The following is a 20,790-nucleotide window of genomic DNA, read 5'->3' as shown; positions in this document are numbered from 1 at the left end:
CCGCTGCAAACAAAATGAAACTCGAAATGGCTTCAGGTCTTGTACAGCCCATCAATACGTTAGGTTGGCCGGATCCTGACTCCAGGATTGCCGAAGTTGCCTATTACAAAGCCAGCGAGAATTTGAGCCGGGCTGCGCATTTGATGACTGGCTTGATGCGGAAAGAGAGTTATTGACATAGTAATAGAAATGGTAGTAAAGCGCCTTGCAAAAAGTTCGCATGTGTTGTGTTTTGCTTTTCTGATCCGGCAGTTTCCGGGGTTAACTAATAGGGAACAACCATGAAAACGATTATTCAAAGAATAAATGATCTGGCAAATTATCTAGATATTGAAGATCATAGACGCGACGTTGCTTTTGATATTATTTGTAAATTGCGGAAATCGCATGAAGATGCTTCTAACAGCGAGTATTCAAAACAAGAGCTGAACGATTTGATTTTTTCCAAAAATGACTGTTTAGCCCTGAAGGGAGCCAGTGACTTGCCAGAAGAAATGCTCGAAGAAATCAGGAATTTGCAACGAGAAATCGTTGATACTTATGGTTTGCAAGATTAATTTATAAATATAAAAACCAATGCACCTCGGAAATTTAGCAAAACGGCCGCAAGGATGCGGCTAGAACTCAAATACGGATTGGAACAAGCCTGGCATGATCTTAAAACTGCCCTTAACAATACTATTCCTAAGATTAAATAGAATTTCCGCCGACCCGTTGGCTGCATTTTCAGAAACTGTTCGGAAACTCCCTTGCTAAGTCTGGCGATTCAACGCAACCCGAGTTATCGCGGGTGTCGGTCCTAGAATCGGCTCCAAAAACAATCGATTGCGATAGCGACATCTTCAAAATTTTGCCCACTCATATTGCGTAGGCTATCAGCAAACAAATTTATTTGTGTTCGCCCCGCACCAGAGTTTTTGGAATAAGGTGCTATCTGCGGTATTAGTTCGACGGAAGGTCGGCCTTAGAGGGCGTTACGCGCCAGATGGTATTGCCTACATCATCAGCGACCAACAAGGCGGATCGTTTGTCGATCGCGACGCCCACGGGCCTCCCGAAGGCTTCGCCATCAGCGCTGAGAAAGCCCTTCAACATATCGATCGGCTCGCCGAAAGGACGTCTGTCTCTGAAAGGAACGAAGATCACCCGATAACCGCTGAATGGCTTGCGATTCCAAGAACCGTGCTGGCCGATGAATGCGCCTTCACTGAACGGTGCCGGCCACGCCGCACCATTTGAAAAAGTAAGACCGAGCGATGCGGTGTGCGGCCCAAGGGCATAATCCGGTACTCTGGCCTTGGCGACCAGAGCGGGCCGCTGAGGTTGCACGCGTTCGTCCAGATGTCGGCCGAAGTAGCTGTAGGGCCAGCCGAAGAAGCTACCGTCGGGGACATTGGTCAGGTAATCGGGAACCAGGTCGCTGCCGAGTTCATCCCGTTCGTTGACCACAGTCCAAAGCGTTTCGCCATCGGGTCCCCAGGCGAGTCCAACGGGGTTGCGCAGGCCTGAGGCATAGATGCGGGTGTTTCGTCGCAACGGATCCACTTCAAGGATGGCGGCACGGTCCGCTTCCTGATCCATTCCGTTTTCACCAATATTGCTGTTAGACCCTATCGTGACATAGAGTCGCGAGCCATCTTTGCTGGCGAGCAAATTCTTGGTCCAGTGATAATTGATTTGGCCCGCCGGTAAATCGACAATCTTGGTTCCCGGCTGATCGATCCGGGTTTCGCCTTGTCTGTAAGGAAATTTAAGCAATGCATCGGTATTGGCCACGTAAAAATCGTTGCCCACCAGCGCCATGCCAAAGGGGGAGTTGAGCCCTTCGATGAACGCCGTCCGCATCTCCGCGACGCCATCGTTATCGGCGTCGCGCAACAAGGTGATGCGGTTAGCGCTGGGTACGTCCGCCCCAACTTGGATCAATACCCATTTCTTGATGCCGCTCTCCTCCTCGGGTCCGGACGGCGCATTGGTTTCGGCGACCAATACGTCGCCGTTGGGCAACACATATAGCCAGCGCGGATGGTCGAGTCCGGCGGCAAAGGCGTTTACGCTCATTCCCGGTGCAGCGGTCGGTTTGCCATTCGCGGGCCAGCCTACCGCTTTTGCAATATTCACCGTGGGAAACAAGCTCGGGTTAGGCGGCGGCAGTTGAGGATTGGGGCCGGTGCCTGCCGCGATAGGCAATTGCGCAACATCACCGCATGCTGTCAACGCGCTCAAAGCTGCCGAGCATATCAGAGTGTATTTTGGGCACATAATAATAGACCTTGACTAGGGTTGATCCGAGAGACCGGTCTGCCGATCAGCGGCCATCTATCGGTACTACTTTCAGTAGTGTTTCCTGGGCTTTCTGAGATAGTTGGCGATTTTCGTTCGTCAATTTGTCCCAATAAGCGTTTCGACGCTCGCCGCAATAGAACCAGTATTGACTTGGCTCTTCCTCTTCACCGCATTCCACAAACGCCGCATCAAAAAATGCTGTCGCTTCTTCACTTAACTTAATTATTCCCTCTGAAAGTTCTTTTATGTCCATTAATAACGACTTTTGAGCTGATGGGATTAACAAACGTGGAGTTAACGTCGGCTTTTGGTTCAATCGCCGGCATTTGACCAGACAAATCAACAGTCCGCAAGGGGTCGCTCGGCGACTGTCTGCTCTTCAGATTCATCGCCGGAGCTGTCATTGAATTCCGATACCTGAAAGCGGCCGTTCGTCACTGTGTCCAACCGACCCAATCTAGACTATCGCGTTTCTCCATACCGGCCGGTCAGCGAAATCCTGATACTGCGAACTGGAGGGCTACAAAGCAGTCATTGGCAACTTCAACCAATCGGTCATCTGGCTAAGACTAGATTGCCATCATCAGCGACAGTATTTGAATGGAAAGTTGTCTACCAGCTTAGGATCAGGCGTTTGAGTAAAAAAAACAGACCCCCAGCTTTTTGTGGTTCCTTACGTATAATTTGAGTGTCGACGTTGACACTGATGCTAGTATGTTGGATTAGTTGCAAGACATATTTCTATGTGATAAAAACTTACCTATAATTTGTAACTATTGTTAATTTTTTTAGCAAAATATAATTGATTCAACAAGATCAATAGCACCTTTGTTTTATCGTTAACTTTTAAGTGATCGACCGTATACAGGCGCGGATACGCCTCTGAAATGCATATTATTTATGCAGACTCATACAATTTATATCTATAAGGTTGAGTATGATTACGAAATCGAATATCCCCTTATTAACCGCTAGCGTACTACTGGGCATAACGTCATTTAATGTTGAAGCGTCGTTGACCGTTGGTACTTCATTCGGTGAAAGTGTAGTTTATAGCAGTGTCAGTGATGTCACGTGGACCGGAGATGCTAATTTGCTAGGCACCATGATCACAAATCATGGCTACGACACCGTAATTAACGCGATAATTGCGGCAAGTCCGGTCATTTACGACACGCCGAATTTCTACGATATACCATCGAACAGTGGTCAACATATTGTCTCATCCGCAGACTTTAGTGACAGTATTTTGGGTCGTGCCAGTTGGTTTGGTGGCATGGCGTTTGTAGACTATTTGAACGATATAAACTACGCTGGATCCAGCCAATGGGTACTGCCCAATGCCGGGGACAACCCACAGCGTGGGGATGGTGACAATACTGTTTTTGGTAAACTATTTTATAACGAATTAGGCGCTACGACAGTAGAATCAATTCCAGATACCAACTTGTTTACAAATGAACAAGCTTGGGGATATTGGTTCAGTACGGAATACGCGTCAAGTCCCATCTCTGCTTGGAACTTTGTTACTGATGAAGGCGGCACCAAACTGCGCGACTACCAAAAAATCTACACTAATTATGTCTGGGCGATTAGCCCAGGACAACTAGCTGCAGTGCCGGTGCCTGGTGCCGCCTGGTTGTTCGGTAGTGGCTTAATCGGTTTATTTGGCTTGAAACGTCGTCACCACCTTAATCTTGGATAATTCTAGTATTAGGAAGATTGTTTTTTGCGATGGTCGTGATCTTGCCCCAGTTTCACAGACAGATAGCTAAGAGACAAGTTTAAATGCAAACGCCTCTCGGGACGGATATTCCAATTTTGAATGAAGCCGTGTTCGATCGAAATACACTTCGTTATGCTAAAATGGTTCAGTGAACCCGCACGCCTCGAATGGCGGTTATATGCTACAAAAAAGTAAAGCAGTGATTTAATCCACTCTAGATTGGTCGTTGAAACCGTGGTTTTTAGGTCAGTTTGACAAGTGGCTAATAGTTGTAGTGACGCTACCATAATGTTCACTTGGTCGCCGAATTTCGGACGTTCGGTTGAATCATTGCATGTCTCAAACATTGAAATCGGAAAGTCGTCCCGACCGGCAGGTAATGGCCGTAGTGACACAGTGATAATGTCGAATTGTTCGCCGAAAACCGGACATCCAATTGGGTCAAAGGATGCCTTGACTATTAAAATTGGATAACGACCCCGACGGTCGGGTATTGGCCGGTTGGGTGAGATCGCCAATGGCTGCTTTCAGGAATCGGAATTTCATTGGCCGCTTTACGGCGATGAATCTGAAGAGAAGACGGTATTTTTGCCTGTCGCATTTCTCCATACCGACCAGTCAGCCCAATCCAGACCCAGTCATTGGCGACCAACCAGTCGGCCAATTCCTGCCGAAGAAGCTTCTTTATTCAGTGAAAGTAATTTGATTCATTCCCGCCGATAATTTTGCATCACCGGCGAAATAATCCAAATGTTAACCAGGCTCCTGGACAAGTTATTTGGGATAAGAGGTTGTTTCAATAAGACCGGCCTTAAGCTACCGGTTTCGACTTTGGCGACAGCCGTAAAATGCAGATCTGCCTTTCAGTTCAGCCAACATTGTAGCTTGGAATGAGCTTGATTTTGGCTATCAATGCGACGACGGATCTGGCCTGAGCCTGATAGCATTGGCTGTCGACATTGATCGCTTGGTGATGAGGGATGCAATCGTCCGGCGAGGGTAGAGCCGTGTCGACAATACGAGACCAAGCCACTGGCATGTCTAGATATCGCGTTGGTAGCTCAAATTCAAGCGTCTCCCAGAAGCTGTTAAGAATGAAATAGATGATAAAGGGACGATGCGGCTTTGCGACTAAAATGGCCAGGCTACGCGAGTCCCATCCCCAATCGGGTTGAGTCAGTTTGACACCATGATATTCAATATGGAGTTCTTGAAACAGTTGACTCAGGGTCGGCGACGGTTTGTGATCCCAGCGGTATAGAGCGTGGCGCAGGCAAATCAGCTCTTTTACAAATCGGTGAATATCGCCGTGCCTTTCAAGTAAAGACCAGTCGAACCAGCTGATTTCGTTATCCTGACAGTAGGCATTGTTATTGCCCATCTGGGTTCTACAGACTTCATCGCCCATCAGCAACATCGGCGTGCCGGCGGCGAACATGGTCAGTGTCAGATGATTTTTGATCTGGCGTTTGCGCAAGGCATTGATTAACACGTCGTCGGTGGGGCCTTCGATGCCGCAATTCCAGCTGATATTATTGTCGCAACCATCCCGGTTGTTTTCGTTATTCGCTTCGTTATGCTTGCCGTTATAAGAAACGAGGTCATGCAGCGTGAAACCGTCGTGACATGTGACGAAATTGATGCTGGTTTCCGGTTCCTGTTCCGAATGCCCGAATATGTCCGGGCTTGCGAATAGACGGTTGGGTAATTTGGCTACGCTGCCAACGTCGCCCTTGACGAAAGAGCGGATATCGTCCCGGAATTTGCCGTTCCATTCCTTCCAAAAGTCGCCGAAGCTGCCTAGTTGATAAAGGCCGGCGGCATCCCAGGCTTCCGCAATCAATTTGCTGCCGGATAATACCGGGTCGGTGATGATGTCCCATAAGATAGGCGGCGTTGGCATGGGTTTGCCGGCTTCGTCCCGCGTTAAGATCGAAGCCAGATCGAAGCGGAAACCGTCGACATGCATTTCGGTGACCCAATAGCGCAGGCTATCCAGGATCAGACGCCTGACCACGGAATGGTTGGCCTTAAGCGTGTTACCGGTGCCGGAGTAATTTCGATAACTGCAATTGTCTTTGTCCAATATGTAATAGACATCGTTGGCGTAGCCTTTGAAACAGAAAGTGGCTCCTCCGTTTCCCCCCTCTGCGGTATGGTTGAATACGACGTCCAGAATGATCTCGATGCCGGCCTTGTGCAAGGCCTTTACCATGTCTCTGAATTCGGCGATCGCGCCGAGCGGAGTGGGATCGGAACTATAGCTATGATGGGGAGCGAAAAACGACACGGGTGAGTAGCCCCAGTAATTATTCAAACCGGGCGGGGCATCTTGCAAATCGAATTGAAACACGGGCAGCAATTCTACTGCGGTAACACCGAGATCTTTAAGGTACGGGATTTTTTCGACGAGGCCGGCAAACGTCCCTTGCTTTTCCGGCGTGACGCCGGATTGGGGGTGGCGGGTAAATCCACGTACATGCATTTCGTAGATTACCGTTTTCCGGAAGGGTGTCCTTAGCGGCGCGTCCCCTTCCCAATCGTAGCCGCGGTAATCCACCAATACGCTTTTCATCGCCGAGCCGATATTGGAGCCCGTTTTGCAGGCGGCGCCGCGGTCGTATTGAAGGCCGACTGCGATACCTCTGGCGTAGGGATCGATCAGGAGTTTATCCGGATCGAAGTGTAAACCTGGCTGGTTATGACCGTAAACACGGTAGCCGTATATTTGTCCGGCTTGTACATTCGGTACATAAGCGTGCCAGTAATGGAACGTATGGTTGATGATGGGTTTAAGCTTGATGATCCGGGTAGCCGTGTCATCGTCCGCATGGTCGAACAGCAATAATTCGACGGCGCCGGCTTTGTTGGCGTATACGCTGAAATTAGCTCCGCCCGGGCGTAAGATCGATCCTAACGGATAGGGTCTGCCTGCAAAGGTGTCGGTGTTCACGTTCAACATAGCCTCCTTATGGCAGGCGGATGGACACATTTATGTCTGTGAAGTCATGCGCGCAGGCAGCACGGCATCTCAAAACAGTGTTTCGTTTTTAAACTTTTTTAATATGGTTTCGATTTCAAGCGGCAGTTCGGCCATAAAATTCGGACTCGGATGCTGTAAAAAATCGCAAAATCCGTCGATGTTGTCCACATCCTGATCGCGGATTTTATTAAAGCCCATAGACCAATTGGAAAAATAGCGTTTATCCAAGGGTTGCCGGTAAATGATCGAGACTTTGCAATGCCTGGAATCTTGATTAATGCTGTTGAAAATGCTGTCTACGGTTTCCTCTTCGCCTTCCAACACTTGAATAAAGTAAGGGTCGAGGTAGAGCAGCATGCCGGTGACATCGAGTTTTCGATTTTTTGTTCTTGATTTTTCTAAGATTTGTTTCAAGTCTTCATCAGACATTTTTTGACTTGAGACGCTTGTATAAACCAGGCAATACAGTGACATTATTTATACCCTCATGACGTGCGGTTGAATTATCTATCATTTTTGCCCGTGTCGGTTGGGTTAATTTTAAAGCGAGCATGCGGGAAGCCTTGAATTTTTCGATCCAATCCCTATCTTTCTGTCCGAATCAATCGTCTGAAGCCTTGTGTTAGGGAATACCTCCGACAAACTATTGGGACTATAAGAACAATGTTTATTACGACTGATAGGCGCAGCGTCAGTGCCCGTCCTCCGCCTGACTGGGTCGAAAATGAATCATCAGCAATTACAACCGTTACATTTGGAGGACAACATGCTTGAAGTCAGCGACTTGACCAGGCAATACGGCGACTTCGTAGCCGTGGACAGCGTCGGTTTCAATATCGGCAAGGGCGAAATCGTCGGGCTGTTGGGCCACAACGGCGCCGGCAAGACCACGATCATGAAAATGATCAGCGGTTATTTGGAACCTAACCGGGGCTTGATCAAGATCAACGGTATCGATATATCCGGCGACGCCGAACAAGCGCGGCAAACCCTGGGCTACCTGCCGGAAAATCTGCCGATTTACCCGGAAATGAGCGTGGCCGACTACTTGGATTACGCCGCCGAATTGAGAGGTCTGGTAGGCGAACGTAAATATCAAGAAATCAAACGCGCGGTTTATGCTACCGATATACAGGACCGTTTGTTGTCGCCGATTGCGACGCTGTCGCGCGGCTACAAGCAACGGGTCGGTGTGGCGCAGGCGATACTCGGCCGACCGAAACTGTTGATTCTGGACGAACCGACCAACGGTCTCGATCCGAATCAAACCGAACAAATGCGCCGGTTGATCCGCGCCCTGGCCAAAGACGCCACGGTGATTTTATCGACCCATATCATGCAGGAAGTCGATGCCTTATGCGACAGGGTCTTGATCCTGCGCAGCGGCCGATTGGCCGTCGATGCCAGGCTGGACGATCTGCGCCACAGCAATCACTTATTAGTTTCGACGACGCTGACCCCGGATGCCGCCAATCAGCAATTGCAAGCCGTGGACGGCATCGCGCACATGGAAACTTTAAGTCATGCCGCCGAGCGGCAAGGCGCCTACCGTTACCGTCTGACTCTGGCCGATCAGGATGCCAGTCAAACCGTCAGCGCCGCGCTTGCCAAAATTATTATCAACGCCGGCGCGGAACTCTTTCAATTACAAGCCGAACTGCGCGACCTGGAGACCCTGTTCCGGGAAGTGAGTAGCGCATCCGTGCAAAACGCGCAAAAGGAGGAATTAAGCGATGCAGCCTGATCGTTCAGCCCTGCCGGTGATACGCCGGATAGCCGATAAGGAAACCACTTTATTTTTCGCTACGCCGATCGCTTATTTGTTCCTGGCGACGTTTGCGGCGGTGACCTTGTTTATCTTCTTTTGGGGCGAAGCCTTTTTTGCCCGCAATATCGCCGACGTCAGGCCATTATTTGAATGGATGCCGGTATTGTTGATTTTTTTGGCCGGTACCCTGACCATGCGCCTATGGAGCGAAGAGCGGCGCAGCGGCACCTTGGAGCATGTGTTGACCCAGCCGGTGCCGCTGTGGCATTTCGTGCTGGGTAAATTCCTGGGTTGCCTGGGTTTACTCGCGATTGCGCTGCTGATGACCTTGCCGTTGCCGATCACCGTCGCAATCATCGGCGAACTGGATTGGGGGCCGGTTTGGGCCGGCTACTTGGCCACCTTGCTGCTGGGGGCGGCTTATTTGAGCATAGGTTTGTTCGTGTCGGCCCGCAGCGACAACCAGATCGTCAGCCTGATCAGCGCTACGGCGGTTTGCGGCCTGTTTTACCTGCTGGGCAACAGCACCATCACCGATTTGTTCGGCAACCAGGCCGGCGAATGGCTGCGCCTTTTGGGCAGCGGTTCGCGCTTCGATTCGATTACCCGCGGCGTCATCGACCTGCGCGACCTGTACTATTACCTCAGCATCGTTGCCGTGTTCCTGACCTTGAACACCTATGTGCTGGAAAAAGAACGCTGGGCCACGACTGAAAGCACGCCGCACCATAAAAGTTGGCGCATTGCCACGGCCTTGTTAATGGCGAATGCACTAGGCGCCAATTTGTGGCTGGGGCAGATTTCAGCCTTGCGGATCGACGTCACCGAAGGCGACCAATATTCGATTTCTTCGGCGACTAAAACCTACCTGAATCAGCTGCAAGAGCCTTTGCTGCTGCGAGGCTATTTCAGCAGCAAGACCCATCCTCTGCTGGCGCCTTTGGTGCCGCAATTGAAGGACTTATTGCGCGAATACGAAATCGCAGGGAAGGGCAAGGTTAGGGTTGAATTCGTCGACCCGGTGAAAGACCCCGAAACGGAACAGGAAGCCAATCAAAAATACGGCATCCAACCCACACCGTTTCAAGTGGCGGACCGTTATCAATCGGCCATCGTCAGTTCGTATTTCAATGTGCTGGTGAAATACGGCGACGAATACCAAGTCCTGGGTTTCCGCGATTTGATCGAACTGAAAGCCAACAGCGAAACCGATCTGGAAGTGCAATTGCGCAATCCTGAGCACGACCTGACTCGGGCCGTCAGAAAGGTGCTGAACGCCTACCAATCCGGCGGCAACTTGTTCGATACCGTCAAAGGCCAATTAGCGTTTAAGGCCTATGTTTCGGCCGATGCGAAATTGCCAGAAATGCTGGTCAATTTCCGCAAGACCGTGCAAAAAACCGCCGAAGCCATGCAGGCCCAATCGGGCGGCCGCTTCAGCGTGAATTTTATCGATCCGGACGCCGATGGCGGTCAGGTGGCCAAACGGATTGCCGACGACTACGGCTTTCAAGCCATGACCACCGATCTGTTGAGCGATCAGCGTTTCTATTTTTATCTGACGCTGGCGGGCGGCAAACAGATCGTTCAAATTCCGTTCGACGATGTCAGCGAAGAAGGTTTCAAGCGCAATCTGGAGGCGGGCATCAAACGCTTCGCCAGCGGGTTTACCAAAACCGTGGCGATGGTGGCGCCCGCCGCCAATCCGGCGATGATGCAATACGGCATGCTCGGGCCGCAGTTCAAAGAGCTGGAACAATTCCTGGGAGCCGAATTGAATGTTCAGGCCGAAGACCTCGGCGATGGGCAGGTGTCGGGCGACGCCGATATTTTGCTGCTGCTCTCGCCGAAAGCGTTGGACGAGAAGCAGTTGTTCGCAGTCGACCAGTTTTTGATGCAAGGCGGTACCGTGATTGCGTCAACCTCGCCTTTTGCGGTCAACTTGACGCCGCGTAGCGTGGGCATGGAAAAGCAGGATAGCGGCTTGAGCGGCTGGTTGGCCCATAACGGCCTGAAATTCGACGACAAACTGGTCATGGATCCGCAAAACTCGGCCTTTCCGCTGCCGGTGACCCGCAATGTCGCAGGCTTCCAGTTACAGGAAATGCGCATGCTGGATTATCCCTATTTCATCGATATTCGCGGCGACGGCTTGAATCAGCACATTCCCGTCACCGGCGATTTGCCGCAATTGACCATGGCCTGGGCTTCGCCGATTTTGCTCGACAAGGAAAAGCAAGGACAGCGCACGATTACCGAACTGCTGCGTAGCTCCGATGCCTCCTGGTTGTCCGAGTCGACCGATATCATGCCGCGCATCGACGCGGACGGCCGCACGCATTACGAGCAAGAAGGCGAAACCGGCTCGCAGCTTCTGGGTGTGATCAGCGCCGGCCGCTTCGATTCCTACTTCGTCGGCAAGCCGTCGCCGTTGTTGGCGCAGCAAAAGGCCGACGAGCAAAAAGAACAGGAAAAACCGGCTAGCGAAACGGTATCCGGCGTCATAGAACATTCGCCGGAATCGGCCCGCATCATTCTGTTCGCCTCCAACGACTTCTTGTCCGACGAGGTGATCCGTATCGCCGCTGCCTCGGCGCGCAGCGAATACCTGAACAGCCTGCAACTGATCGCCAACGCGATCGATTGGTCGCTGGAAGATGCGGGTTTGCTCAGTATCAGAGCCCGCGGCCATTTCAACCGGACCCTGCCGCCGATGCAACATAGCGTTCAATTGTTCTGGGAATACTTGAACTATCTGCTCGCAGCCTTGGCTTTGGGCTTGGTCGCGCTGTTGCGAAGGCAGCGGCATAAAGCCCGCGAGCGGGAATATTTGCGTTTACTGGCGGATTAATGGAGTAAAGAGATGACGAAATTTCAAACCTGGTTAAGCGGCCTGCTGCTAGCGCAATTGCTATTGGCGGCTGTGTTGTTTTTTAGCCAACAACAGGGCCGGCAGCCCAAACCGGAAGCCTTACTCGGTTTTATTCCGGAGCAAGCGGACAAATTGATCGTCAGCGATGCCAAGCAAAGCGTCACGTTGACCAAACCCGGCGACAACTGGATCATTCCGAAACTTAAACAATTGCCGGCCGATGCCGGAAAACTCAATGCCTTGTTAAACCGGCTGAAGAATCTGCAAGCCGGTTGGCCGGTGGCGACGACCCAAAGCAGCCACAAGCGCTTCGAAGTCGCCGAAGACAAGTTCCAGCGCCGCTTGCAGTTTTATCAAGGCGACAAACCGGCCGGCGAACTGTACATCGGTACGTCGCCGGGCTTCAAAAAATCCCATGTGCGCGAGCCTGGAGACGACAACGTTTACGCCGTCAATGTAAGCAGCTTCGAATGGCCGGCCAAAAATGATGACTGGCTGGACAAATCTTTGCTGGCCGCCAAAGACATAGACCAAATCAAAGGCCCGGATTACGTCTTGCAGAAAAAAGACGACGGCTGGCATTTCGCCGCCGCCGAAGCCGCGACAGAGAGCGATGACCAGTCTAAGCCGCAGCTGGATCAAGTCAAGGCGATGGAGCTGGCGATGGCATTGGCCGGATTGAAGGTGTTGGCGCCGGTCGACCAACTGCCGCCGGGCGACAATAAAACCGTGACTGTGGATGTTTCCGGCCCCAAAGACAGTTGGACTTATATCTTGGTCAAGGCCGGCGACCAGTATTTCGTCAGCCGGAATGACAGGGATGTTTTGTTCAGTATCAGCCAGCTGGATTTCGATCGGATTGCCGGGGTGGATAAGGCGCAATTGGTTTTGCCGGCGGCAGCGGCTTCCGGTGAAGAGTCAACCAAGGATACGGCTAAAGGGTCTGGAAACCAGGGCACTCGGTAGATGGGTAGGGTGCGCACAATCCATGTGCCCACGTGGATTCAATACATGCGAATTTCGGTGGGCAAATTTGCCCACCTACGCTCTGAACTTAGCTTTTTGCGCGTTCATTATAGTGATGACAGTTGGATTTCATCCGCTTCCGTCTTATGGCTAGGATTCGGATTTAGATCCGGGATATCAAAACCAATAACAACACCAGACTGCTTAAAAAGAAAAACAGCGCGGCGCTTTTCCAGAACAATAGCGGATTGCGGTCGATTAAGGGTTGCCAGTCTTCGGATTTGAGAAATTCGGGATTCGGGGTCGTCAGGTCGTGGATGAATTCCGACAGTTCGGCGTAGCGGAATTGCGGTGTCAGTTGAGTGGCTTTTTTGAGGGCGCCGTCTATCCAGATCGGCACCATTTCGTTGCGGTGGATGCTGGGCACGTAGCTTAGGCGGCGCAGATTGTTGCGGTCGGGTTTTTCCGGCATTTGCCCGTAGGGTAGGGCGCCGTTCAGTATTTCATAGGCGATCACGCCCAGGGAAAACAAGTCGGACCTGACGCTGCCGCGCTGGCCTAAGTGATATTCCGGTGCCGTGTAGTTCAAGGTGCCCAAAATGTTTTCCTGTACGCCGTGATCCAACGGTGTGATTTCGGCGATGCCGGCGATTTTGACCGAGCCGAAATCGATGATTTTGACGGTGCCGTCCGCCGCGATCATGATGTTGTCGGGCTTTAAATCCTGGTGCAGCATTTCCATCCGATGAAAAGCCCGCAGGCCTTTAGCGATTTGTTCGATCAATTTTCGGACGGTTTTAACATCCGGCATGGGGTTGCGGTCTATCCACGCACGCAGGGTTTCGCCGTCTATGTATTCGGTGACATAGTACATGCAGCTTTTGGCGCGGTCGGTTTCCAGCACCTTTAATACATTGGGGTGATCGATGCGTTTGCCGGCCCATTCTTCGTGCAGAAAGTGTTCGATGTAATGCGTATCGTCGTTGTATAACACCGACGGCGTTTTCAAGATAACGGGACACTGCTTGCGCGTGTCGTATGCCCTGTAAATCTGAGTGCGCTTGCTGGCGTGCAACTCGGCCTCGATACGATAAGCGTCCAGCACCATGCCGGCTTCCAGAAGCGGGGGAAAAGGCAATATGGCTTGCTGCCGCAGCACTTCGTCTTCCTGCAATAGCGGCAGCGATTCGATATGCACGATTTGGCAAGTGACATTGTCGTCGCTGCCGTTGCCGATCGCGGTGTCTACCAAGGTTTTGGCCATATCTTCCGGATTGGCCTTGGTGCTCAAAACCGATTGCAGGGTTTTATCGTCGACGAAATCGTGTAGCCCATCGGTGGTCAGTAGAAAACGATCGCCTTGTTCCAGCGAAAGGCTTTTGTAATCGACTTCCAGATGCGGTTCTATGCCCATGGCGCGGCTTAGGTAACTTTTTTCGTCATCGACCCAAAGCCGGTGGTCGCGGGTCAGCTGTTCCAAAATCTCCTGTCGCAGCAGATAGATGCGCGAGTCGCCGATATGGAAAATATGGGCGGTATTGGATTTGATGACCAGCACGCTGAGGGTGCTGGCCATGCCTTTGGCGGAGGCGTGGCGGGTTTGGCCTTGGCTATGCAGCCAGGAATTGGTGGCCGACAAAATTTTTTGCCCGGCCTTAGCCACCGTCCAAGAGTCCGGCGTGCTGTAATAATCTTCCAGAAATGCGGTTACGCAACAATGGCTGGCTTCCTTGCCGGCCTCGCTTGCACTCATGCCGTCGGCGATTGCGATTGTAATTCCCTTCAACGTGAGCTGCGGCTCTTCCGGTATCAAGGCACCCCAAAAATCCTGGTTTTCTTCCTTGATGCCTTTATCGCTAAAGGCACTGATGTCTACGGCGAGCGTTTTTGCCATGAAAGAGTTGGTTTAAGCGTCGATCGACGACTCGATAATCGCAAGTTTAAAGTTCAATTCCGTTTTTACCATCGCATCATGATGTCTTTTCAGAATCGAATCGGTCGGTCGCGGCGGCAAGCCGGCTTCCACTTCGCGCCGCAATTGCCCGATGAAATGTCGCCGCAACACCGCGTCTTCCGGAATCGACGTGGTTAAAACCGCCGGTCTTTCCACGATTTGTTCAGCCAATTCGTTGCTAGCGGCTTGGTTGGCGCAGCAACTCAGCATAGAGCCGAATCCTAAAAAGAAAAATGCGACGAGCACTAATATTACGATCATAAATACTCCCGGCCATGGGCCAAATAAGTGGAGGTAAATTTAAATTGAAGTTTTGGCAATCGGATTATTCGACTTCGATCATGGCTACCGTGCCGTCTTCCATGACTTCGGCCATATGGCCTTGCGGTTCTTCGACGAATTGCACGGCAATGGTGATCACCAGTGCCGTGCAGGCGATGGTCAGAAAAAATACGGCAGGCGATACGAAAGACAGCACGGTCAGGAATATAACGCCGCCGACATTACCGTAAGCGCCTACCATGCCGGCGATCTGGCCGGTCATGCGGCGTTTGATCAACGGCACCATCGCAAACACGGCACCCTCGCCGGCTTGAACGAAGAACGAACACGCCATCGTGACCAGAATGGCCGATATGATGGGCCAATCGGGCGTGATGTTGGACATTACGAAATAGCCGATCGCGAGGCCGCCTATAAAAATGCTCAGAGACAGTTTGCGGCCGAACACGTCGCTGATCCAGCCGCCGCCGGGACGCGCCACCAAATTCATAAAGGCGAAACCGGAAGCGGACAAACCGGCTTGCACCATGGTAATGCCCTGCGATTCGTGAAATGTTTCGTAGAAAAACATCGGCAGCATGGACACCACCGCCAATTCGGAGCCGAAAGTCACCAGATAAGCCAAGTCCAGGATCGCGACTTGCTTGAACTTGTATTTGTGAATGTCTTCGACCGGCCGAGTCAGATGCTCTTCGTTGATATGGACGATTTTATAGACGTTGTAGAAGAACAAAGCCCAGATCACCGTATAGGCCACGATGGCAGCCGGGTCGGACAACAATTTCATGCCGGCCGGCGATAGCTTCCAGGTCAACAGCGTCAGCGCGCCGTAAAGCGGCACGGTCATCAGTATGTAAAAGAACAAGTCCCAAATGCTGGTGACCTCCATGGCTCCGGATTTTTTCGGTTTGAAATAGGTCGAGCCTTTCGGCGTATCGCTGACATTGAAGAAATAGATAACGGAATACAGCAATGCCAATGCGCCGGTGCAGCCTATGGCGTAGCGCCAGCCGTCGCCGCCGCCGAACGCCAGCGCCAAGGACGGCAGAACGATCGCGGCCGCGGCGGAACCGAAGTTACCCCAGCCGCCGTAGATGCCTTCGGCAATACCGACTTGCCTCGCGGGAAACCATTCGCCCACCATGCGTATGCCGATCACAAAACCGGCGCCGACGAAGCCCATCAGAAAACGCGCCAGGGCCAGCTGCTGGAAGTCGTCGGCCATTGCAAACAGGAAACAAGGTAGGCTGCCCAAAGCCAGCAGTGTCGAATAGGTGCGCTTGGGACCGAATTTATCCACTAATATGCCGATCGCGATGCGCGACGGAATCGTAAGGGCGACGTTCAGGATCAAGATGGTTTTGACTTCCGCTTGACTCAGTTTAAGCGACTCCGCGATCGTTAGCATCAACGGCGCATGGTTGAACCAAACCGCAAAGCTGATGAAGAAAGCTAACCAGGTCATGTGCAAAATTTTCATTTTGCCGGCAAAACTGAACAGATTAAATTGCATGTTAGACATAGCACGAGATCAAGGTAATGAATAAGTTAACGGCATAACGAATCGGGCTGCCGCGAGACAACACATCGCTTCGTTTTGATAGGTCGGGAGGAACAGCCTTATTCGGTTCGGCGTCAGCTAATTACGCGCGCATTGCTTCGGACTTGAAGAAAATATAAAGACGAGCAATGGCCGGATAAGTTTGTTACCGCCGATACATACCAACGGTTTTCCGACGCCATTGTCGAAGAGAGTCAAAGATGCAGCATTGCATCGATCGATTTTGCAGCATTAAATGCGCCAATTTTTGTTGGTCTAGCCGCATTCCTTGCCGGGCGGGGGCTGGCGGCTTTTATCGAGTAAGATTAGGGAGCGAGAGGAATGTTAGCTTGCACCAAAATAAAGCAGAGTTGTCGATTTATTTGTCTAAATGGTGCATGCGATGAGACAAGAACAAGCCCGGTTAAGGTTTCGGCTAATGAATTTTCAACCAGACGTTCGAAAGAGGTGTAGGTGCTCCCAAATTTTGCATGCAGCTGAAGTTTTGTCGGAAATCCGATAAATTGTTCGGCCCCGCCGGAGTTTTTACCGTGAACCAATCCGTTTCGGGTTTCGTTTCCGAGCATACTGTAAGCGTTCTGTATAAAAATATTTTTTAAAAACAGTTGGTTAGTCGTAGCTTGCGCGTGGCGTCTACGCGGTTTTGTCGCCGAATAAACTTGGTCACGATTTTGCTATCGCATTGATGATTTTCCATTAACTTACAAGGTGACAAGATGTTTGAACACAAAAATTTGGATGGGAGCTGGAGCCGCGTCGTGCCGTCGTCTGATGCATTTACCAACGGCGAGATCCTCGAAATTCGCGAAGTTGCGGGAACCGAACCGGAAAAAGCCAGCCGCAAGCAATATGCCGTAGTCGGCGAGCGTTTGGTCGAGCGCTGCCTGCCGCCCGAATCCATCGGCGATACCTGGTCGTACGATGGCGGTAAATCGCCTTGGTGGGGCACGGTGAATAACCCGCCGCATGCGGGACTCATCGCCGACTTCAACAGTGAGTTTGGCGGCAAGCAATACATTCCGCTCGATCCCGCACACAATGTTACCGCCTTTGCCAGCGAGGGCGAAGAAATCGTCCTTAACAAAGGCATTTACTCCGTTAAGCGCAAAAGCGACGATAAAGAGTTGACTGCACCATCGATACGCGAATTGCGCGAACAATATTTCGCGTAAGCTATCTTTCAGTCAGACGGCAACATCTAGTTTCGACTACGCTGGAGGTTCCGGACGCGGCGGGATGCAAACCGCATCTCGCCTATATCGCCGTTTCGCGCATAGGGCACAGTAGGCGCCCGGCGCTGCGATAATGCGCCGAAATCCCATGCCGGTCGAAAACCGGGCGCGAGGTTAGCCTGTCAACCACGCAGCGGCTTCCGCTTGCTTCGTCTCTCGATTCGAATAAGGCTGGAAGTGCGGTATGCTGTCAGCTCGGCAGCATTTGCCGGTTCAGATCGTGCATGATCCAAAGAGTCCCGCATACCAAGATGAAAACGATCAGCAGCGAAAATAAGAGCGTATGCAACAATAGCCTTTGTTTCCGGCTAAAATCCAGATGCAGGAAATAGTGTAAATGCACGCCCACTTGCAGGACGGCGAGCACGAATATGCCCGTTAACACGATCCAGCGCGGCGACTCGGCAAATAACTTGCCATTGTCGGGTAAGGCCGGGATCGCATATCGAAAGAGTTCCAGCACAAAGCCGGTCCGGGCGCCAACCAGCGCAAAGGCCAAAACAGTCAACCCCAGCGCGAGTGCAAATCCAATCAGGTAACGGCGGGTGCTCTCAGTGGAAGAGGAATTCATTTATAACGCTCCGGCTAAATAAACCATGGAAAACACGCCGACCCAGATCAAGTCCAGAAAATGCCAGAACAGACTGAAACGGAATAAACGGCAATACACCGGAGCGGTCATGCCTTTGAGTTGGATCTGCGCAAGCATCACGGCTAGCCAGATCAACCCGATAGTGACGTGCAGTCCGTGAGTGCCGACCAGCGTGAAAAAAGCCGAAAGAAAACCGCTGCGGTCGGGACCTGCGCCGACGCCAATCAGACGGCCGAATTCGTATAGTTCCATGCCGATAAAGCTAAGGCCCAAACCGAAAGTGCCGATCAACCAAAATAATAGGTATCGCTTGCGCTTATTCCGCCAGGCCAGCATCGCCAAACCGCAGGTCAGCGTGCTGCACAGCAGCAACCAGGTTTCCAGAAACACCTGGCCGAGCTCGAACAAGTCCCGGCCGCTCGGTCCGCCGGCGTAATTGCGGCTCATCGTGGCGTAAACGGCGAACAATAGCGCGAACAGTACCGTATCGCTTATCAAATATAACCAGAGTCCGAAATGCTTGTCCGCGGAGACCGATTCCTGGGGGGCGGTCAGTTCCGGAGCTGAATCAGAGATCATGACGGTTCCTCGGCGGCTATCGGAACCGGCGTAAGGTTTTGGCGTTCGATTCGCTCGACGTCCCCGGCGCTCAGGCAGTATTCCGTATTTTCGTCGAAAGAGCGCAGGATGATGATCACCAGCATCGCAAGCGCTGCCGCAATTGCCAGCCACCAGATATGCCAAATCATACCGAAGCCGAACAATAGCGAGGCGCCGCCGAAAACGACGCCGGCGCCGGAATTGCGCGGTAGCTGAATGTCCGAATAAGGGCCGGTTGTCGGGGCGGAGGGCCGGTTGGCTTTGATTTCCCAATACGCGTCGATGCCGTTGACTTCAGGCACGATTGCAAAGTTATACTCCGGCGGCGGAGACGAAGTCGACCATTCCAGACTGCGCCCGTTCCAAGGGTCGCCGTCCCGGTCGCGCAACGCGTCGCGCTTCAACACGCTGACTAAAAGTTGGATTCCCAGGCAGGCGATGCCAAGCAGTATAAATGAAGCGCCAACCGCCGCTACGGTCAACAAAGGTTGCCAGGCCGGGTTATGGAAATGCGCCATGCGCCGCGGCATGCCCATCAGACCCAGGGCATAAAGCGGCAGGAAAGCAAGGTAAAAACCGACCACCCAATTCCAGAAAGCCAATTTGCCCCAGGTTTCGTCCAAGCGGAAACCGAAGACTTTCGGAAACCAGAAATGATAGCCTGCCAAATAACCGAACAATGCGCCGGGTATCAGCATGTTATGGAAATGTGCGACCAGAAATTCGCTGTTGTGCATCATGAAGTCCACCGGCGGTACTGCCAACAACACGCCGGTCGCTCCGCCGACGGCAAAGGTCGGTAAAAAAGCCAAGGCCCATAGCATGGGGACGTTAAAGCGGATGCGCCCGCGGTACATGGTTAACAGCCAGTCGAAGATTTTGACACCGGTGGGTATCGCAATGATCATCGTGGCAATACCGAATGCGGCGTTTACATCGGCGCTGGCGCCCATTGTGAAGAAATGATGGAGCCAAACGGTAAACGACAACAGTGTGATGGCCACGGTGGCATATACCAGCGATTTATAGCCGAACAGCTTTTTGGCGGAGAAGGTCGAAATGACTTCCGAAAAAACTCCGAAAGCCGGCAGGATCACGATATAGACTTCCGGATGGCCCCATATCCAGAACAGATTGATGAAATTCATCATGTTTCCGCCGGCGTCGTTAGTAAAAAAATGCATGCCCAAATAACGGTCCAGGCCAAGCAAGGCGATTGCGACGGTTAAGGCCGGAAATGCCAAGACGATTAAAACGCTGGTGCACAACGCGGTCCAACAGAATAAGGGCATCCGCATCAGAGTCATGCCCGGTGCGCGGTCACGGAGTATCGTCACAATGAAATTGATGCCGGTCATGGTCGAACCGGCGCCGCTCAGCATTAAAACCCAAATCCAGTAGTCGACGCCTTCATTCGGGCTATAGCTTAATTCCGAATAGGGCGGATATCCGCTCCAGCCCGCTGTGGAAAATTCGCCGACCGCCAGCGATATCATCATCAACGCCGCGCCGGCTGCAGTCAACCACAGGCTTAATGCGTTCATGAACGGAAACGCTACGTCGCGTTTGCCCAATTGCAACGGCACCACGATATTCATTAAACCCGTTAAAAACGGCATCGCCATAAAAATGATCATGATGGTACCGTGGGCGCTAAAAATTTGCTCATAATGGCCGGCCGTCAGGAAACCCTGTTGCGGGCCTTCGGCAATCGCCTGCTGGGTGCGCATCATAATGGCATCCGCAAATCCGCGCAGCAGCATGATAAAGGCGATAACGATATACATGACGCCGATTTTTTTATGATCCAGACTGGTCAACCAGTAATGCCATAAGTACGACCATTTGCGGAAGTAACTGATCAACAAGACCGTTATTAAACCGCCTGTCAGCATCAGGGCGACGCCGCCCATGACGATAGGGTTGGTGTAGCTGACATCGGCCAAGGTAAGTTTACCGAACATTGAT

Annotated in this window: 16 protein-coding genes; 6 read left to right on the top strand and 10 right to left on the bottom strand. The window is 51.9% G+C overall.

The window, feature by feature from the left end; all coding sequences use genetic code 11:
- Positions 1 to 281: 281 nt before the first annotated feature.
- Complete coding sequence (locus ACW73I_RS07900; RefSeq protein WP_458028700.1) at positions 282 to 557, top strand: hypothetical protein; 276 nt, start codon at positions 282 to 284, stop codon at positions 555 to 557.
- 385 nt (positions 558 to 942) lie between these two features.
- Here the strand turns inward: ACW73I_RS07900 and ACW73I_RS07895 are convergent, their stop codons facing one another.
- Positions 943 to 2,262 (bottom strand): PQQ-dependent sugar dehydrogenase, encoded by a 1,320-nt coding sequence (locus ACW73I_RS07895; RefSeq protein ID WP_458028699.1) that lies wholly within the window; start codon positions 2,260 to 2,262, stop codon positions 943 to 945.
- A gap of 46 nt (positions 2,263 to 2,308) precedes the next feature.
- Positions 2,309 to 2,539 (bottom strand): hypothetical protein, encoded by a 231-nt coding sequence (locus ACW73I_RS07890; protein WP_458028698.1) that lies wholly within the window; start codon positions 2,537 to 2,539, stop codon positions 2,309 to 2,311.
- A 684-nt stretch (positions 2,540 to 3,223) separates the two neighbouring features.
- Between ACW73I_RS07890 and ACW73I_RS07885 the strand changes: the two genes are divergently transcribed.
- Positions 3,224 to 3,991 carry a hypothetical protein gene (locus ACW73I_RS07885; protein ID WP_458028697.1) on the top strand — a complete coding sequence of 256 codons (768 nt, stop codon included), beginning with the start codon at positions 3,224 to 3,226 and terminating at the stop codon, positions 3,989 to 3,991.
- 889 nt (positions 3,992 to 4,880) lie between these two features.
- On the opposite strand, the gene glgX is transcribed toward ACW73I_RS07885, so the two are convergent.
- Positions 4,881 to 6,974 carry a glycogen debranching protein GlgX gene (glgX, locus tag ACW73I_RS07880; RefSeq protein ID WP_458028696.1) on the bottom strand — a complete coding sequence of 698 codons (2,094 nt, stop codon included), beginning with the start codon at positions 6,972 to 6,974 and terminating at the stop codon, positions 4,881 to 4,883.
- A 69-nt stretch (positions 6,975 to 7,043) separates the two neighbouring features.
- Positions 7,044 to 7,469 (bottom strand): BLUF domain-containing protein, encoded by a 426-nt coding sequence (locus ACW73I_RS07875; RefSeq protein ID WP_458028695.1) that lies wholly within the window; start codon positions 7,467 to 7,469, stop codon positions 7,044 to 7,046.
- A gap of 250 nt (positions 7,470 to 7,719) precedes the next feature.
- Between ACW73I_RS07875 and ACW73I_RS07870 the strand changes: the two genes are divergently transcribed.
- Genes ACW73I_RS07870 through ACW73I_RS07860 form a run of 3 tightly spaced genes read left to right on the top strand, consistent with a single transcriptional unit; the run spans position 7,720 to position 12,601 of the window.
- Positions 7,720 to 8,739, top strand: coding sequence for an ABC transporter ATP-binding protein (locus tag ACW73I_RS07870; protein ID WP_458028694.1), 1,020 nt, complete (start codon positions 7,720 to 7,722; stop codon positions 8,737 to 8,739).
- Positions 8,729 to 11,614, top strand: coding sequence for a Gldg family protein (locus ACW73I_RS07865; protein WP_458028693.1), 2,886 nt, complete (start codon positions 8,729 to 8,731; stop codon positions 11,612 to 11,614). The genes ACW73I_RS07870 and ACW73I_RS07865 overlap by 11 nt, the downstream gene beginning before the upstream one ends.
- Before the next feature lie 12 nt (positions 11,615 to 11,626).
- Complete coding sequence (locus ACW73I_RS07860) at positions 11,627 to 12,601, top strand: DUF4340 domain-containing protein (RefSeq protein ID WP_458028692.1); 975 nt, start codon at positions 11,627 to 11,629, stop codon at positions 12,599 to 12,601.
- 163 nt (positions 12,602 to 12,764) lie between these two features.
- On the opposite strand, the gene ACW73I_RS07855 is transcribed toward ACW73I_RS07860, so the two are convergent.
- The 3 genes from ACW73I_RS07855 to ACW73I_RS07845 all read right to left on the bottom strand — a co-directional run bounded on the left by ACW73I_RS07855 (position 12,765) and on the right by ACW73I_RS07845 (position 16,359).
- Positions 12,765 to 14,495: a protein kinase domain-containing protein gene (locus ACW73I_RS07855; protein WP_458028691.1), complete on the bottom strand. Its 1,731-nt coding sequence runs from the start codon at positions 14,493 to 14,495 to the stop codon at positions 12,765 to 12,767.
- Positions 14,496 to 14,507: 12 nt separating this feature from the next.
- Positions 14,508 to 14,816 (bottom strand): hypothetical protein, encoded by a 309-nt coding sequence (locus tag ACW73I_RS07850; RefSeq protein ID WP_458028690.1) that lies wholly within the window; start codon positions 14,814 to 14,816, stop codon positions 14,508 to 14,510.
- A 64-nt stretch (positions 14,817 to 14,880) separates the two neighbouring features.
- Positions 14,881 to 16,359: a NarK family nitrate/nitrite MFS transporter gene (locus ACW73I_RS07845; RefSeq protein ID WP_458028689.1), complete on the bottom strand. Its 1,479-nt coding sequence runs from the start codon at positions 16,357 to 16,359 to the stop codon at positions 14,881 to 14,883.
- Between the two features lie 755 nt (positions 16,360 to 17,114).
- On the opposite strand from ACW73I_RS07845, the gene ACW73I_RS07840 reads away from it, so the two are divergent.
- Positions 17,115 to 17,570, top strand: a complete 456-nt coding sequence (locus ACW73I_RS07840; protein WP_458028688.1) for a hypothetical protein — start codon at positions 17,115 to 17,117, stop codon at positions 17,568 to 17,570.
- 250 nt (positions 17,571 to 17,820) lie between these two features.
- Here the strand turns inward: ACW73I_RS07840 and ACW73I_RS07835 are convergent, their stop codons facing one another.
- Genes ACW73I_RS07835 through cyoB form a run of 3 tightly spaced genes read right to left on the bottom strand, consistent with a single transcriptional unit; the run spans position 17,821 to position 20,786 of the window.
- The gene (locus tag ACW73I_RS07835) at positions 17,821 to 18,201 is read right to left on the bottom strand and encodes a cytochrome o ubiquinol oxidase subunit IV (RefSeq protein ID WP_458028687.1); all 381 of its coding nucleotides are present in this window, start codon (positions 18,199 to 18,201) and stop codon (positions 17,821 to 17,823) included.
- Positions 18,202 to 18,801, bottom strand: a complete 600-nt coding sequence (gene cyoC / locus ACW73I_RS07830) for a cytochrome o ubiquinol oxidase subunit III (protein WP_458028686.1) — start codon at positions 18,799 to 18,801, stop codon at positions 18,202 to 18,204.
- Positions 18,798 to 20,786: a cytochrome o ubiquinol oxidase subunit I gene (cyoB, locus tag ACW73I_RS07825; protein WP_458028685.1), complete on the bottom strand. Its 1,989-nt coding sequence runs from the start codon at positions 20,784 to 20,786 to the stop codon at positions 18,798 to 18,800. Before cyoB ends, cyoC begins: the two co-directional genes overlap by 4 nt.
- Positions 20,787 to 20,790 lie beyond the last annotated feature (4 nt).

This window comes from Methylomonas sp. MgM2 (assembly GCF_054172045.1).
This window is presented reverse-complemented; position numbering and strand designations above follow the sequence as displayed.